This window comes from Crossiella sp. S99.2, from assembly GCF_023094165.1.
Classification (GTDB): Bacteria; Actinomycetota; Actinomycetes; order Mycobacteriales; family Pseudonocardiaceae; genus Crossiella.
In genome coordinates this window covers 189,768-203,575 of the sequence record NZ_JALMDK010000010.1, presented here as the reverse complement: position 1 = coordinate 203,575, position 13,808 = coordinate 189,768, and the positions used below count along the sequence as shown (strand labels likewise).

At 70.5% G+C, this 13,808-nt stretch carries 13 protein-coding genes; 8 read left to right on the top strand and 5 right to left on the bottom strand.

What is annotated here, in order from left to right; translation table 11 throughout:
• Positions 1-215: 215 nt before the first annotated feature.
• Together MZC64_RS33530 and MZC64_RS33525 are read right to left on the bottom strand one after the other, a co-directional pair.
• Positions 216-533, bottom strand: coding sequence for a helix-turn-helix transcriptional regulator (locus MZC64_RS33530; RefSeq protein ID WP_247763570.1), 318 nt, complete (start codon positions 531-533; stop codon positions 216-218).
• Positions 530-964 carry an SRPBCC family protein gene (locus tag MZC64_RS33525; protein WP_247763569.1) on the bottom strand — a complete coding sequence of 145 codons (435 nt, stop codon included), beginning with the start codon at positions 962-964 and terminating at the stop codon, positions 530-532. Before MZC64_RS33525 ends, MZC64_RS33530 begins: the two co-directional genes overlap by 4 nt.
• A gap of 120 nt (positions 965-1,084) precedes the next feature.
• Here MZC64_RS33525 and MZC64_RS33520 point away from each other — a divergent pair, with 120 nt between their 5' ends.
• Positions 1,085-1,996 (top strand): LysR family transcriptional regulator, encoded by a 912-nt coding sequence (locus tag MZC64_RS33520; protein ID WP_247763568.1) that lies wholly within the window; start codon positions 1,085-1,087, stop codon positions 1,994-1,996.
• A 58-nt stretch (positions 1,997-2,054) separates the two neighbouring features.
• On the top strand, positions 2,055-2,555 hold the full coding sequence (locus MZC64_RS33515; RefSeq protein WP_247763567.1) for a peptidylprolyl isomerase: 501 nt from the start codon (positions 2,055-2,057) through the stop codon (positions 2,553-2,555).
• 51 nt (positions 2,556-2,606) lie between these two features.
• On the opposite strand, the gene MZC64_RS33510 is transcribed toward MZC64_RS33515, so the two are convergent.
• A complete protein-coding gene (locus tag MZC64_RS33510) occupies positions 2,607-3,563 on the bottom strand; it encodes an SDR family NAD(P)-dependent oxidoreductase (RefSeq protein WP_247763566.1) in 957 nt (318 codons plus the stop codon).
• Positions 3,564-3,730: 167 nt separating this feature from the next.
• On the opposite strand from MZC64_RS33510, the gene MZC64_RS33505 reads away from it, so the two are divergent.
• The 3 genes from MZC64_RS33505 (at position 3,731) to MZC64_RS33495 (ending at position 9,331) form a co-directional block, all read left to right on the top strand.
• A complete protein-coding gene (locus MZC64_RS33505; RefSeq protein WP_247763565.1) occupies positions 3,731-5,515 on the top strand; it encodes a glycoside hydrolase family 2 protein in 1,785 nt (594 codons plus the stop codon).
• Between the two features lie 94 nt (positions 5,516-5,609).
• Positions 5,610-6,794: an acyl-CoA dehydrogenase family protein gene (locus MZC64_RS33500; protein ID WP_247763564.1), complete on the top strand. Its 1,185-nt coding sequence runs from the start codon at positions 5,610-5,612 to the stop codon at positions 6,792-6,794.
• 41 nt (positions 6,795-6,835) lie between these two features.
• Positions 6,836-9,331 (top strand): thiamine pyrophosphate-dependent enzyme, encoded by a 2,496-nt coding sequence (locus tag MZC64_RS33495; RefSeq protein WP_247763563.1) that lies wholly within the window; start codon positions 6,836-6,838, stop codon positions 9,329-9,331.
• A 505-nt stretch (positions 9,332-9,836) separates the two neighbouring features.
• Here MZC64_RS33495 and MZC64_RS33490 read toward each other — a convergent pair.
• A complete protein-coding gene (locus MZC64_RS33490; RefSeq protein WP_247763562.1) occupies positions 9,837-10,316 on the bottom strand; it encodes a helix-turn-helix domain-containing protein in 480 nt (159 codons plus the stop codon).
• Positions 10,317-10,364: 48 nt separating this feature from the next.
• Between MZC64_RS33490 and MZC64_RS33485 the strand changes: the two genes are divergently transcribed.
• Positions 10,365-11,237, top strand: a complete 873-nt coding sequence (locus MZC64_RS33485; RefSeq protein WP_247763561.1) for a ketopantoate reductase family protein — start codon at positions 10,365-10,367, stop codon at positions 11,235-11,237.
• On the opposite strand, the gene MZC64_RS33480 is transcribed toward MZC64_RS33485, so the two are convergent.
• Positions 11,234-12,037 (bottom strand): SAM-dependent methyltransferase, encoded by an 804-nt coding sequence (locus MZC64_RS33480; RefSeq protein ID WP_247763560.1) that lies wholly within the window; start codon positions 12,035-12,037, stop codon positions 11,234-11,236. The two genes, MZC64_RS33485 and MZC64_RS33480, sit on opposite strands and share 4 nt — an antisense overlap.
• A 75-nt stretch (positions 12,038-12,112) precedes the next feature.
• On the opposite strand from MZC64_RS33480, the gene MZC64_RS33475 reads away from it, so the two are divergent.
• Positions 12,113-13,204, top strand: a complete 1,092-nt coding sequence (locus MZC64_RS33475; RefSeq protein WP_247763559.1) for a serine hydrolase — start codon at positions 12,113-12,115, stop codon at positions 13,202-13,204.
• A 13-nt stretch (positions 13,205-13,217) separates the two neighbouring features.
• On the top strand, positions 13,218-13,808 hold the full coding sequence (locus MZC64_RS33470; RefSeq protein ID WP_247763558.1) for a disulfide bond formation protein DsbA: 591 nt from the start codon (positions 13,218-13,220) through the stop codon (positions 13,806-13,808).

Below are 13,808 nucleotides of genomic sequence, written 5' to 3'. Positions count from 1 at the left end.
TGGCCGTTGTAGGCGGTGAGTTGGCCGTTCTGGACGGCGAGTTGGCCGTTGTAGGCGGTGAGTTGGCCGTTCTGGACGGCGAGTTGGCCGTTGTAGGCGGTGAGTTGGCCGTTCTGGACGGCGAGTTGGCCGAGCGGCGTACCAGTTCGACCAAGACTGGGTACGACAACGGCCAACACGCCGGCGAGGTACGGGCCGGACCTCCGGCCGCGGGCCTAACCGCCCTCGGCCAGGTGCTTGATCGCGGACAGCCGGCTGTCCCAGTCCGCGGCCACCCGGCGCATCCACTCCGCGGTGGCCAGCAACGCCTCCGGGCGCACCGAATAGCGCACCTCCCGGCCCTGCCGTCCCCCGGACACCAGTCCGGCGCGGTCCAGCACCACCAGGTGTTTCACCACCGCCTGCCTGGTCACCGGCAGGTGCTCGGCCAGGGTCGTCGCGCTCGCCGATCCCAGGCGCGACAGCTTCTCCAGGAGCTGCCTGCGCAACGGGTCGGCCAGCGCGACGATGACCTCGTCGACCTGATCGGTCATGCCGCCCGCTGGACGTATTCGATCAGCTCGTCCAGCTCGGCCTTCCAGCCACCGGTGTTGTCCTGGGAGTGCTGGAGCTGCCGCTCCGCGGGCACCTCCAGGGCGCTGAAACCGGTCTCCACCACGGTCAACTCGGTGCCCTCGCCCTTCTCCGCGAGGGTGAACTCGACCAGCGTGGTCTTGCCGGACTCGGCGGGGCCGTGGTCGACCAGGTTCCAGCGGTAGGAGAAGAACCGCGGCGGTTCCACCCGTTCCACCACGGCGTGGCTGGTGCCGTGCTCGGTCCAGCCGAAACTGGCCGCGCCGCCGGGGCGCAGGTCGACCTCGGCGGTCTGGCCGAACCACTGGGCGATGTGCGCGGGCTCGGTGAGCACCGCCCACACCCGTTCCACCGGCGCGGCGATCTGGATCTGACGTTCGATGCGGTCCATCGATGTACCTCCTCTAGGCGCAACCCCAGAGTTGCACATCGTCCGCCGTGGCGCAACTCTTCGGTTGCAGATCCTCGGTAGGGGGTGCCGTGGCGTGTCCGATCTCCGTAGAGTCGCGCAATGCTCAACCCGATCCATTTGCGGACTCTGCGGGAGTGCGTGCGCACCGGATCCTTCGCCGAGGCGGCGCGGAACCTGGGCTACACGGCCTCCGCGGTCTCCCAGCAGATGGTGCTCCTGGAACGCGCGGTCGGCGCGCCGTTGTTCGAGCGCTCCGCGCGCAGTGTGCGGGCGACCGCGGTGGCCGAGCTGCTGGCCGAGCGCTGCGGCGCCGTGCTCGGCGCGCTGTCCACAGTGGAGCGGGAGGCGAAAGCCCTGGTAGCCGGGGACGCCGGCACGTTACGCCTGGCCAGTTTCGCCACCGCCAACGCCAAGGTGCTGCCGGTGGCACTGGCCGCGATCGTGGCCGCCCGGCCCAACGCCGAGGTGCACCTGGACGAGGGCGAGCCGGACGAGGTCCTCGGCGGCGTGCTGGAAGGCACCCTGGACGCCGCGGTGGTCTTCGCCTACGACCTCGACCCCCGGGTGTGGCCGGTGGAACTGCGCGGCACCGAGTTGCTGGCCGAACCCCTCGCGATCGCACTGCCGGAATCGCACCGCCTGGCCAACGGGCAGGAGGTCGACCTGGCCGAACTGGCCGGGGAACGCTGGATCTGCACCAGGGCCGACACCGCGGGGGCCCGCTCGCTGAGCCGGATGGCCACCGCGGCCGGGTTCGATCCCGGCATCATCTTCCGCAGCAACGACTACGGCGTGGTCGCCGAACTGGTCGCCCGCGGCCTGGGCGTGGCCATGATGCCCCGGCTGGCCGTGCCCGACCACGGCGTCCGGGTGCTGCGCCCCACCGGCTGGCAGGCATTCCGCCGGGTGCTGGTGCTGCACCGCCCGCAGAACAGCAATCCGCTGCTGCCGCTCGCCTTGGACTGCCTGGCCCGCTCCTGCGCCGACCTGCGCACCCGCTGGACGCCCTGACCTGCACCGACCGTGGGGCGGTCAGCAGGCCCGGGAGTGCGATGACAGAATCGGCGGCATGACCAAGGCACGTCTGGAAACCAACCACGGCAGCATCGTCCTGGAACTGGACGCCGACAAGGCGCCCAACTCGGTGGCGAACTTCGTGGCGTACGTGAACAAGGGCCACTACGACGGCACGATCTTCCACCGCGTCATCAGCGGCTTCATGATCCAGGGCGGCGGGTTCGAGCCGGGCCTGAAGCAGAAGCCGACCAGCACGCCGATCAAGAACGAGGCCACCAACGGCCTGAAGAACTACCAGTACACCGTGGCGATGGCGCGCACCGGCGACCCGCACTCGGCCACCGCGCAGTTCTTCATCAACACCGTGGACAACGACTTCCTCAACCACACCTCGCCCACCCCGAGCGGCTGGGGTTACGCGGTGTTCGGCAAGGTCGTCGAGGGCACCGAGACCGTGGACGCGATCCGCGGCGTGGCCACCGGCACCACCGGCGGCCACCAGGACGTCCCGAAGGCCGACGTGGTCATCGAGAAGGCCAGCATCGTCGACTGATCAGCGACCCTGTCCCCGGCCGGCGCCCCACTACCGGCCGGGGCACGTCGGTCAGCCCTTCACCAGCAGGTCGACCCCGGTCGCCTCGGCCGAGTAGGCCCACAACCGGGCCGCCGACTCCGGGTCGATCGCGTACGGGGCGACGCCGGTGCGGTCCTCCGCGCTGCCGCCGATCACGGCGATCTCGCAGTCGTCCAGGTACACCCCGCCCAGACCCGCCAGTCGCGGCGAGGTCGCGGCCCACACCTGGGTCGCGGCGCCCTCCGCCGGGGTCTTGAACGACGGTTCGGTCGGGTTGCCCTGCTCGTCCACCCAGCCGTTGGCGATCTGCTCGGCTAGGGGGATGTGCCGGGCCAGGTTGGTGAAGATGCCGCCAGGGTGCAGGGCGAAGGCGCGCACGCCGTGTGCGCGCCCGATCGCGTCCAGGTGCACCGCCATCAGCACATTCGCCGTCTTGGACTGGCCGTAGGCCTGCCATTTGTCGTACCCGGTGGCGAAGTGCACATCGTCCCAGCGGATGTCGGAGTAGTGGTGCCCGCGCGAGGACACCGAGACCACCCGCGCGTTCCGCCCGGCCAGCGCCGGCCACAACCGGTTGACCAGGGCGAAGTGTCCGAGGTGGTTGGCCGCGAACTGGAGTTCCCAGCCCGGTCCGACCCTGGTCTCCGGGCTGGCCATCACCCCGGCACTGTTGATCATGAAGTCGATGCCGCGGCCGGTGGCGAGGAAGGCGTCGGCGAAGGCGCGCACGCTGTCCAGGTCGGCCAGGTCCAGCGCGGCCACCTCGGCCTCGTCGCCGAGGGCCTCGGTGGCCAGGATCGGACGGCGGGCCGGGACCACGACGTGCGCGCCCGCCGCGGCCAGCGCCCTGGTGGTCTCCAGACCGAGCCCGGAATAGCCGCCGGTGACCACGGCGAGTTTGCCGGTCAGGTCGATGCCCTTGAGCACGTCAGTGGCGGTGCTGCGGGCACCAAAACCGGAGCCGATGGGCTGTTGTGGGGTTGTCATGGCATCGACGCTATGACTTGGAGCGCGCTCCAAGTCAAACGCTCCACAGTGGACAGTCGAGCAGCACCGCGAGCACCCTCGCCCGCACTGGGTCGAACATCAACTTACAACGTTGTACACTGGAGTTCTGCGACCGTGTCCTCAACCGTAACGGGAGCCCTGGTTTCGTGACCGCCGCGCATCTCGCCGCAGCCGACCACCCTCGCCCCCAGCTCATCCGCAATCCGGACTGGACTGATTTGTCCGGTCCGTGGGGGTTCGCCCACGACGACGCCGACACCGGCCTGGCCGCGGGCTGGTTCCGCGTCGCCGATCCGTTCGACCGCACCATCACCGTGCCGTACCCGCCGGAGTCCCCGCGCTCCGGCATCGCCGACCGCGGTTTCCACCCGGTCCTCTGGTACCGCCGCGAGTTCACCGCGATGCCCCCCGCTCCCGGCCGCGCGCTGCTGCTGCACTTCGGCGCGGTGGACTACCGCGCGACCGTGTGGGTCAACGGCCACCAGGTCGGCGCGCACGAGGGCGGGCACGTCGGCTTCTCCCTGGACATCACCAGCGCGCTGGCCGCCTCCGGCGCACAGGTGATCACCGTGCGGGCCGAGGACCGCCCGCAGGATGTCGCCCAGCCGCGCGGCAAACAGGACTGGTCCGCCGATCCGCACGTCATCTGGTACCACCGCACCTCCGGGATCTGGCAGCCGGTCTGGCTGGAGGAGGTCCCGGCACTGCGGTTGGACTCGCTGCACTGGACCCCGGACGTGGCGGCCCGGCGGGTGCGCTGCGAACTGGCGCTGAACACCTGGCCGGCCGAGGCGCACACCGTCGAGGTAGAGCTGAGTTTCGGCGAGGAGATCCTTGCCGTGCAGAGCTTCCGGCTCACCGACCGGGAACTCCAGTGCGATATCGCCATTCCCGCGCTGCGCAACGCCCAGGACCTCGACCGTCTACTGTGGACACCCGAACACCCGCACCTGATCGACGCCGCGGTGCGGCTGCGCCGGGCGGACGGCAGCCCGGTGGACGAGGTCGCCGCCTACTTCGGCCTGTCCGCCTTCGGCACCGCGGACCGGCGGTTCCTGCTCAACGGCCGCCCCTACTTCCTGCGCTTCGCGCTGGCCCAGAACTACTGGCCGGAATCGCATCTGGCCGCCTCCGCCGAGGAGCTGCGCCGCGAGGTCGAACTGGCCAAGTCGCTGGGGCTCAACGGGATCCGCGTGCACCAGAAGATCGAGGATCCGCGCTTCCTGTACTGGTGCGACCGGCTCGGGCTGCTGGTGTGGGAGGAGATGCCCAGCGCGTTCGAGTCCGGTCCGACCACCGCGCAGCGGCTGCTCGCCGAGTGGCCGCGGGCCATCCACCGCGACCGCAGCCACCCCAGCATCATGGCCTGGGTGCCGCTCAACGAGAGCTGGGGCGTGCCCGACATCGGCACCGACCCGGCGCAGCGCCACCTCGCCAGGGCCCTGTTCCACCTGACCAAATCCCTGGATCCGTCCCGCCCGGCCATCGCCAACGACGGCTGGGAGATCACCGGCGGCGACTTCTGGGGCGTGCACGACTACCACCAGGACCCGGACACCCTGAAATCCCGCTACACCAGGGAAAACCTGGAACACGGCCACTTCACCGAACGCTGGCCCAACTCCCGCAGACTGATCCTGGACGGCGAGCAGTACGCGGAGCAGCCGATCATGCTCAGCGAGTTCGGCGGGGCCACCTTCACCCCGGCCAACGGCGAGGAGGTCTTCGGCTACGGCTCGGTCGACTCCGCCGAGGAGTACGCGGCGATGCTGACCGCGGTGATCGGCGCGGCCCGTTCCGGCGGCCTGGCCGGGTACTGCTTCACCCAGCTCACCGATACCGAGCAGGAGACCAACGGCCTGCTCGACGAGCACCGGACGCCCAAGATCCCACTCGATCGGCTGCACTCGATCCTGTCCCGCAACCCCTAGCCCCAGCCGTCGTTGTGCTCAGCGCGAAGGTCCGTCGGCCTGGCGGACTTGGGTCCGTCCCGGCCGCCGGGCCATGCTGGACTTCCGGTGCGAGATGAGCGGAGAGACGATGCCCGAGCGGATCGACCCACTGGATTTGCTGTCCGCGAACGGGCTGCTCAGCGAGGAGGAGCGGCTCATCCAGGACACCGTCCGGCGGTTCGCCGAGCAGCGGCTGCGCCCGGTGATCGGCGACTGGTTCGAGCGCGGCCACTTCGATCCGGAACTGGCGCCGGAGTTCGGCACACTCGGCCTGCTCGGCATGCATCTGCAGGGGTACGGCTGCGCCGGGTCGAGCGCCGTCGCCTACGGGCTGGCCTGTTTTGAGTTGGAGGCGGTGGACTCCGGCTTCCGCAGTTTCGTCTCGGTGCAGGGTTCGCTGGCGATGTACGCGATCCACCGGTGGGGTTCGGAGGAGCAGAAGCAGCGCTGGCTGCCGGAGATGGCGGCGGGCCGGGCGATCGGCTGTTTCGGGCTCACCGAACCGGATCACGGCAGCGACCCGGGCAGCATGCGCACCACCGCGAAACGCGATGGCACGGACTGGATCCTCAACGGCAGCAAGATGTGGATCACCAACGGCAGCGTGGCCGACGTGGCCGTGGTGTGGGCGCAGACCGAGGACGGCGTGCGCGGTTTCCTGGTGCCGCGCGACACTCCGGGCTTCAGCACCCGCAAGATCACGCACAAGCTGTCCCTGCGCGCCTCGATCACCTCGGAGCTGTTCTTCGACGACTGCCGGCTGCCCGCCGACGCCCAGCTGCCCGAGGCGGCCGGGCTGCGCGGTCCGTTGAGCTGCCTGAGCGAGGCCCGCTTCGGCATCATCTTCGGCGCCCTGGGCGCGGCCAAGAACTGCCTGGACACCGCGATCGAGTACTCGGTCACCCGCACCCAGTTCGACCGGCCGATCGCCGGTTTCCAGCTCACCCAGCAGAAACTCGTGGACATGGCCCTGGAGGTGCAGAAGGGCTTCCTGCTCGCGCTGCATCTGGGGCGGCTCAAGGACGCGGGTCAGTTGCACCCGCGGCAGGTGAGCATCGGCAAGCTGAACAACGTGCGCGAGGCCATCAAGATCGCCCGCGAGGCCCGCACCATCCTGGGCGCCAGCGGCATCACCCTGGAGTACCCGGTGCTGCGGCACGCCAACAACCTGGAGTCGGTGCTCACCTACGAGGGCACCAGCGAGATCCACACCCTGGTCCTTGGCGAGGCCCTCACCGGCACCTCGGCCTACCGATGACCCACCCGGTAGACCAGCATTTCCTCGACGCCGTAAGGAATATGCCCACTGGACAGTCCACAGTGGACCTCCCACTGGGCCTGACCGCGGACCGGGCACTGGCCCTGTTCGACGCCCAGCTCGGCAGCCGCCACCTCGACCTCGCCGCGCGCGCCCTGGGCAAGCGCGGCGAGGGCTTCTACAGCATCGGCTCCAGCGGCCACGAGGGCAACGCGGCGGTCGCCGCCGCCCTGCGCGTCACCGACCCGGCCCTGCTGCACTACCGCTCCGGCGCCTTCTACCTGGCCCGCGCCGCCCAGCACCGCGGGTCAACGCCGCTGCGCGACGTGTTGCGCGGCATCACCGCCTCCGCCGCCGAACCCATCTCCGGCGGCAGGCACAAGGTCTTCGGCCACCGCGCCCTGTCCGTCATCCCGCAAACCTCCACCATCGCCTCCCACCTACCCCGCGCGGTAGGCGTGGCCTTCGGCATCGAACGCGCGAAAAAGCTCGGGCTACCCACCGAATGGCCCCCGGACGCCGTCGTCGTCTGCACCTTCGGCGACGCCTCCGCCAACCACAGCACCGCCACCGGCGCGATCAACACCGCCACCCACTGCGCCTACCAGAACCTGCCGCTGCCGATCCTGTTCGTCTGCGAGGACAACGGAATCGGCATCAGCGTGCGCACCCCCAAGGACTGGATCCGGGCCGCGTACGGCAATCGCCCCGGCCTGCGCTACTTCGACGCCGACGGCACCAGCCTCCCCGAAGCCGCCCAAGCAGCCGCCGAAGCGGTCACCTGGGTCCGCACCCGCCGCGCCCCGGCCTTCCTGCGCCTGCGCACGATCCGCCTGATGGGCCACGCCGGCTCCGACGTCGAATCCGCCTACCGCACCCAGGCCGAGATCACCGCCGACCACGCCCGCGACCCCCTCCTGCGCACGGCACTCCTACTGGCCGAACACGGAATCCTGACCCCAGCACAAATCCACACCCGCTACGAGTCCAAACGCACCGAAGTCGCCACCCTGGCCGCCGAAGCGATCGCCGAACCCAAACTCACCTCAGCCGCCGAGGTCCTGGCCCCCCTCACCACCGCGCCACCGCTCCCGGCCCCAACGCCCTCCACACCCCCACCCGCGACCAGCGCCTCCTCCGCACCCCGGCCCACGGAACCCCTGCCCCCGGCCACAGGCCCCGCCACGGCACCCGCTCCCGCCACCGGGCCGGCCACACCGCCACCGCCAGCCGCCGGATCCGCCACGCCACCACCCGCAACCACCGGATCCACCGCACTACCATCCGCAGCCGCCGGATCCGCCGCTCCACTCGCCTCGGCCCCACGCCCGCTCCCGCCGTCCACCCGCGTCACCACGGAGCCCCTCACCCTCGCCCAGTCGATCAACCAGGCCCTCGCCGACCTGCTCACCCAGGACCCCGCCACCCTGATCTTCGGCGAGGACGTCGCGACCAAGGGCGGCGTCTACGGCGTCACCCGCGGCCTGCGCAAGGCCTTCGGCGCGGCCAGGGTCTTCGACACCCTGCTGGACGAGCAGACCATCCTCGGCACCGCCCTGGGCACCGCGCTCACCGGTTTCCTGCCCATCCCGGAAATCCAGTACCTGGCCTACCTGCACAACGCGGCCGACCAGCTCCGCGGCGAAGCCGCCACCCTGCGCTTCTTCGCCAACAACCAGTACCGCAACCCGATGATCGTCCGAATCGCCGGCCTGGCCTACCAGAAGGGCTTCGGCGGCCACTTCCACAACGACAACTCCCTGACCGCCCTGCGCGACATTCCCGGCCTGGCCATCGCGGTCCCCGCCCACCCAGCCGACGCCGCCCCCCTGCTCCGCGCCTGCGCCACCACCGCCCGCCACCACGGCACAGTCAGCATCTACCTGGAACCCATCGCCCTGTACCACACCCGCGACCTGCACACCCCCGGCGACAACGCCTGGCTCGCCCCATATCCCGGCGCGGCAATGTCGGAGTCCCGGCGCCCAGGCACCGCACTGGCGGAATCCCCGCACCTCGGCTCCGCACTGGCGCAGTCTCGGCGCCTCGGCACTGCACTGGCGGAATCCCCACACCCCGGCCCTGCACTGGCGGAGTACCCGCGTCCCGGTGCCGCAACGTCGGAGTCCCCGCGCCCAGGCGCCGCAGTGGCGGAGTTCGGCCGCGCCCGGACACACGGCGACGGCACCGACCTGACCATCATCACCTTCGGCAACGGCGTCCCCATGAGCCTCCGAGTGGCCCGCCGGCTCGGCCTGTCCTGCCGCGTGGTGGACCTGCGCTGGCTGGCCCCGCTACCGGTGGCCGACATCCTGCGCGAGGCATCGGTGACCGGCCGGGTACTGATCGCCGACGAGACCCGCCGCACCGGCGGCGTGTCCGAGGCCGTGATCACCGCGCTCACCGACCACGGGTTCCAGGGCCGGATCCGGCGGGTGACCAGCGCGGACAGCTTCATCCCGCTGGGACCGGCGGCCAGCCACGTGCTGCTGTCCGAGCCCGATATCGCGGCGGCCGCGCAGGAGCTGCTGGCCTGATCGAGCCGTCGCGGCTCGGGGCGTTGCGACTCGGGGCGTGGCTGGGTCTCGTTGTTGCTTGGGCCGGGGCTGCCTCCGTGCTGGTCCGTGGCCGGTTGATCCCGGCCCGCTGCCCGCCCCCGCCACCGCTTCCTCTGCGGAACGCTTTTCACCCCGATTTGGTTGCCTTCATGTTTTGATCAAGGTGAATCTGCGGCGCTTTGCTCACCCGTTCAGGTGAGGCGTGACTGCTGGCTGGTGGGTGCGGCTGGCGGGTCGGGTGGGCTTGTTTGGGCTGGTCGGGACGATGGTCGTGGGGTGGCTCGGCGGGTTTGGGCGGGCAAGTCGAATTTACCCGGGTGGTGGCGGTTGTGGTTTGACTCATCCACAGGGTCCGCGCGGAACCGGACTGGCCTCGCGCCGCAACCGCTCCGCCCTGCGCTCCACCTCACACCGCGCACCGCTCCACCTAGCGAGACGCGCCACCCCACCCCGCGCGACACCCCACCCTGCACACACCCCACCGCTAAGCCCGCGGCAGCCGCGCCTTCTTGACCGGATGCGCCACCCGGGTAGCCGTGTAATGGAACCCCTTCCCGTCCACCCGCTTCCCCGTATGCCGGTCCACCAGCACCGGATCAACCTCCGCGCCAGTGGCGTTGTCGCGCAACCGCACCGCCGCCTTCTTCCGCGTCACATGCTTACGCCCCCATGCCCCGAGCGCCTCGATCACCGGCTGCAAGTCCCGGCCGCGATCAGTCAGCACGTACTCGTCCCGCGGCGGCCGCTCCTGATACCGCCGCCGCTCCAGCAACCCCCGGTCACACAGGTCAGTCAGTCTGCGGGTCAGGGAGTTGGGCGAGATGCCCATGCTTTGCTGGAACTCGTCGAAGCGGGTGAGGCCGTGCAGGGCGTCGCGGATGATGAGCAGGCTCCACCACTCGCCGACCTGGTCCAGGGTTTGGGCTATGGCGCAGGTCATTTCCTCGAAGCTCTTGTGGCGCATGCCGTAGTGTAACTTCCATCGTGGAATCTACGCGTACTGGAGGGGCTCATGGCGACCATTGGGGTGCTGGGACCGGGTGGGGTCGGCGGGTTGATCGCGGCCCGGTTGGGTGCGGCTGGGCACGACGTCACCGTGGTCGCCACTGAGCGGACGGCGGCGGAGATCACCGCGCGGGGGCTGTCGTTCCAGGCGCCGGGCGCGGCGCCGAGGGTGAGTTTTCCGACTGCCCGGCCCTGGCTGACCGCGCCGGTGGAGGTGCTGGTGGTGGCGGTCAAGGCGACCGAGTTGCTGGCCGCGGTGCAGCGGGTGCCCGCGGCGGTGCTGGGCAGTGCGACCGTGGTGCCGCTGTTGAACGGGGTTGATCATCTGCCGGTGTTGCGGGCGTTGTACCCGCGGGCCTCGGTGGTGGCGGCCAGTATCGCGGTGGAGGCGGCGCGGCGCCGGCCGGGTGTGGTGGAGCAGCTCTCCCGGATCGCCGATCTGGTGGTGGCCGACGGCACACCGGCGGGTGCTGCGGTGGCGGAGTTGTTGCGTGCGGCGGGGTTGACCGTGACCACCGACGCTGATGAGCAGACTGTGTTGTGGCGCAAGCTGTCCTTTTTGGACCCGTTCGCGTTGCTGACCACCGGCACGAACGCACCCATCGGGGAGGCGTTGCGGCTCAAGGAATCCTGGCTCCGGCCGCTGGTGGACGAGGCGGCGGCCGCGGCGGCGACCTGGAACGTGCGGATCGACGCCGATGCGGTGGAGGCGCGGATCCGGTCGCTGCCGGCGACCATGCAGTCCTCGATGCTGCGGGATCGGCGGGACGGGCGCGCGCTGGAGCTGGATGCCATTGCGGGGCCGGTGATCCGGGCGCTCGGTGCGACAAAGGCGACTACCACCGTGGAAGTAGCGCGGACGATTCTGGCTGCTGGCTAGGGTTTCCGGGCTGCGCCCGCGTAGAAGCCGCTGACCGGCTGGGGTGGCCGGCCTGGTTCGGGGCACCAGTCCACCGCGTCGACCAGGCCGGGTGGGATCAACGGCAGCCTGCCGAACATCGCGGCCACCTCGGCCAGGGTGCGGGGGTGGATCGGGGTGGCGCTGCGCTGGTACAGACCGGCCACCGTGCGCCACTCCGGCGGCAGATTGTCCGTGGTGACATGGGAAATCGCCACCAGACTGCCGGGCGGCAGCGCCGAGACGTACTGCCGGACCACGCCGGGCGGATCATCCTCGGTGGGCAGGAAATGCAGTACCGCCACCAGGAGCAGTGCGATGGGCTGATCGAAGTCCAGTTGCGCGCGCACCCCGGGATCGGTCAGCACCTGGGGCACATCACGCAGATCCGCCTGCGTCACACTCACCCGCGGATGTCCGGCCAGCAGCCGGTGGCTGTGCGCGACCGCCACCGGTTCCACGTCCACATAGGCGATCCGGCACCGCCGATCGGCCGCGTGCGCCACCTCGTGCACGTTCGCCTCGGTCGGGATTCCCGAGCCCAGGTCCAGGAACTGGCGGATCCCGGCGCCCACCGCGTGCCGCACCACCCGGCCGAGGAACGCCCGGTTCAGCCTGGCCGCCCTGGGTAGTTCGGGGCGCAGCGCGATGGCCTGATCAGCGAGTTCGCGGTCCACCGGAAAGTTCTGCGTGCCGCCGAGGAAGTAGTCGTACATGCGCGCGGGGTTCGCGCGGGACAGGTCGATCTCCCCGCTCACCCAGCCCAGCTCGTCCGGACCCACAGTAATGAGTGTGCGCACCGCCGCCGGCTTCCGGCAAGATGGCCGCCGGCAGGTTGCCGCCGGAAGGGGAATCCGTTGCCACCGATCCGCACCGTGACCACGGCCTGCGTCGCGCTGACGCTGCTGGCCACGTCTACAGGTACCGCCGCAGCGCACACCGATCCGCAGCGCGAGGCCGTGCAGCAACAGGTGAACGCGGCGGTGGCCGGTGGCGCGGCGGGCATGCAGATCCGGGTCACCAGGGACGGCCGGGAGTTCACCGTCCGCGCGGGGGTGGCCGAACTCGGCACTCAGCGGCCGGTGCCCCTGGATGGGCGGTTCCGGGCAGGCAGCATCACCAAGACCTTCGCCAGCGTGGTCACCCTGCAACTGACCGCCGAGGGCAAGCTCGGCCTGGACGAGCCGGTTTCCCGTTATCTGCCAGGGCTGTTGCCCGACGGCGAGCGGATCACCGTGCGGAACCTGTTGCAGCACACCAGCGGTCTGCACAACTACACCGACGACCTGCCACGGGACCCGAAGGAGTTCGTGGCCCGCCGCTTCGAGCACCACTCGGCGCTGGAACTCGTGCGCGGCGCGGCGAAGAAGCCGCTGGTGTTCCCGGTGGGCACGAAGCACTCCTACTCCAACACCAACTTCCTGGTGGTGCAGCTGCTGATCGAGCAGGTCACCGGACGGCCGTGGGCCGCCGCGGTGTACCAGCGGATCCTGCACCCGCTGCGGCTGCGGGACACCGAGGCGCCCGTGGACAACCCGTTCATCCACGGCCCGCACGCGCACGGTTACCTGATGGTGGAAGGGAAACCGGTCGACATCACCGAGATGAACCCGTCCAGGGCCGGCGCCACCGGGGCGATGATCTCCACCACCGCCGACCTGGACCGCTTCCTGCGCGCCCTGCTCGCCGGCCGGTTGCTCGCCCCGGCCCAGCAGGCCGAACTGACCAAGGTCACCGCGGTCAGTCCCGCCTACGGCCTCGGCTTCTTCCCCGTGCCCACCAGTTGCGGGATCACGGTGTGGGGCCACGGCGGCGGCCTTCCTGGCTACCTCAGCATGATGGTCGGCAGCGCCGACGGCAGCCGCCGGGTCGAGGCTTCGGTGACCATCGGCACCGGCGTGGATCAGCAGGCACTGCGCAAGTCCGTGGACACCGCGGTGTGCGCCTGACACCCTGGGCCGGGTGCAGGACATCGACGTCGACTTCTGGTTCGACCCCAGCTGCCCCTACACCTGGGTCACCGCGCGCTGGCTGACCGAGGTGGAAAAGGTCCGGCCGATCGTGTTGCGGTACCACGTGATGAGCCTGGCCGTGCTCAACGAGCACCTGGAGGTCGACCCGGAGGGCGACACCGAGGGCTTCCTGTGGTGGCCGGTGCGGATCTGCGTCGCGGTCGAGCAGCGGCACGGTCCGGACGCGCTGCGCCGGTTCTTCACCGCCTACGGCGCCCGGGTGCACGAGCGCGGCCAGTGGGGCTGGGCGGAGGCGCTCACCGAGGCCGGACTGCCGGCCGAACTCGCCCAGGCCGCCGACGGCGAGGACTACGACGCGGCCCTGCGTGCCTCGCACGAACGCGGGATCTCGTTGGTGGGCAAGCATGTCGGCACCCCGATCATCGCCGCCGAGGGCACCGCGTTCTTCGGGCCGGTGCTGTCCAAGGCACCACGCGGGGAGGCCGCCGGGCGGCTCTGGGACGGCACCCTGCTGGTCGCGGGCACGCCCGGATTCCACGAGCTGAAAGGGATTCCGCACCAGCCGGCGGACTTCACCTGA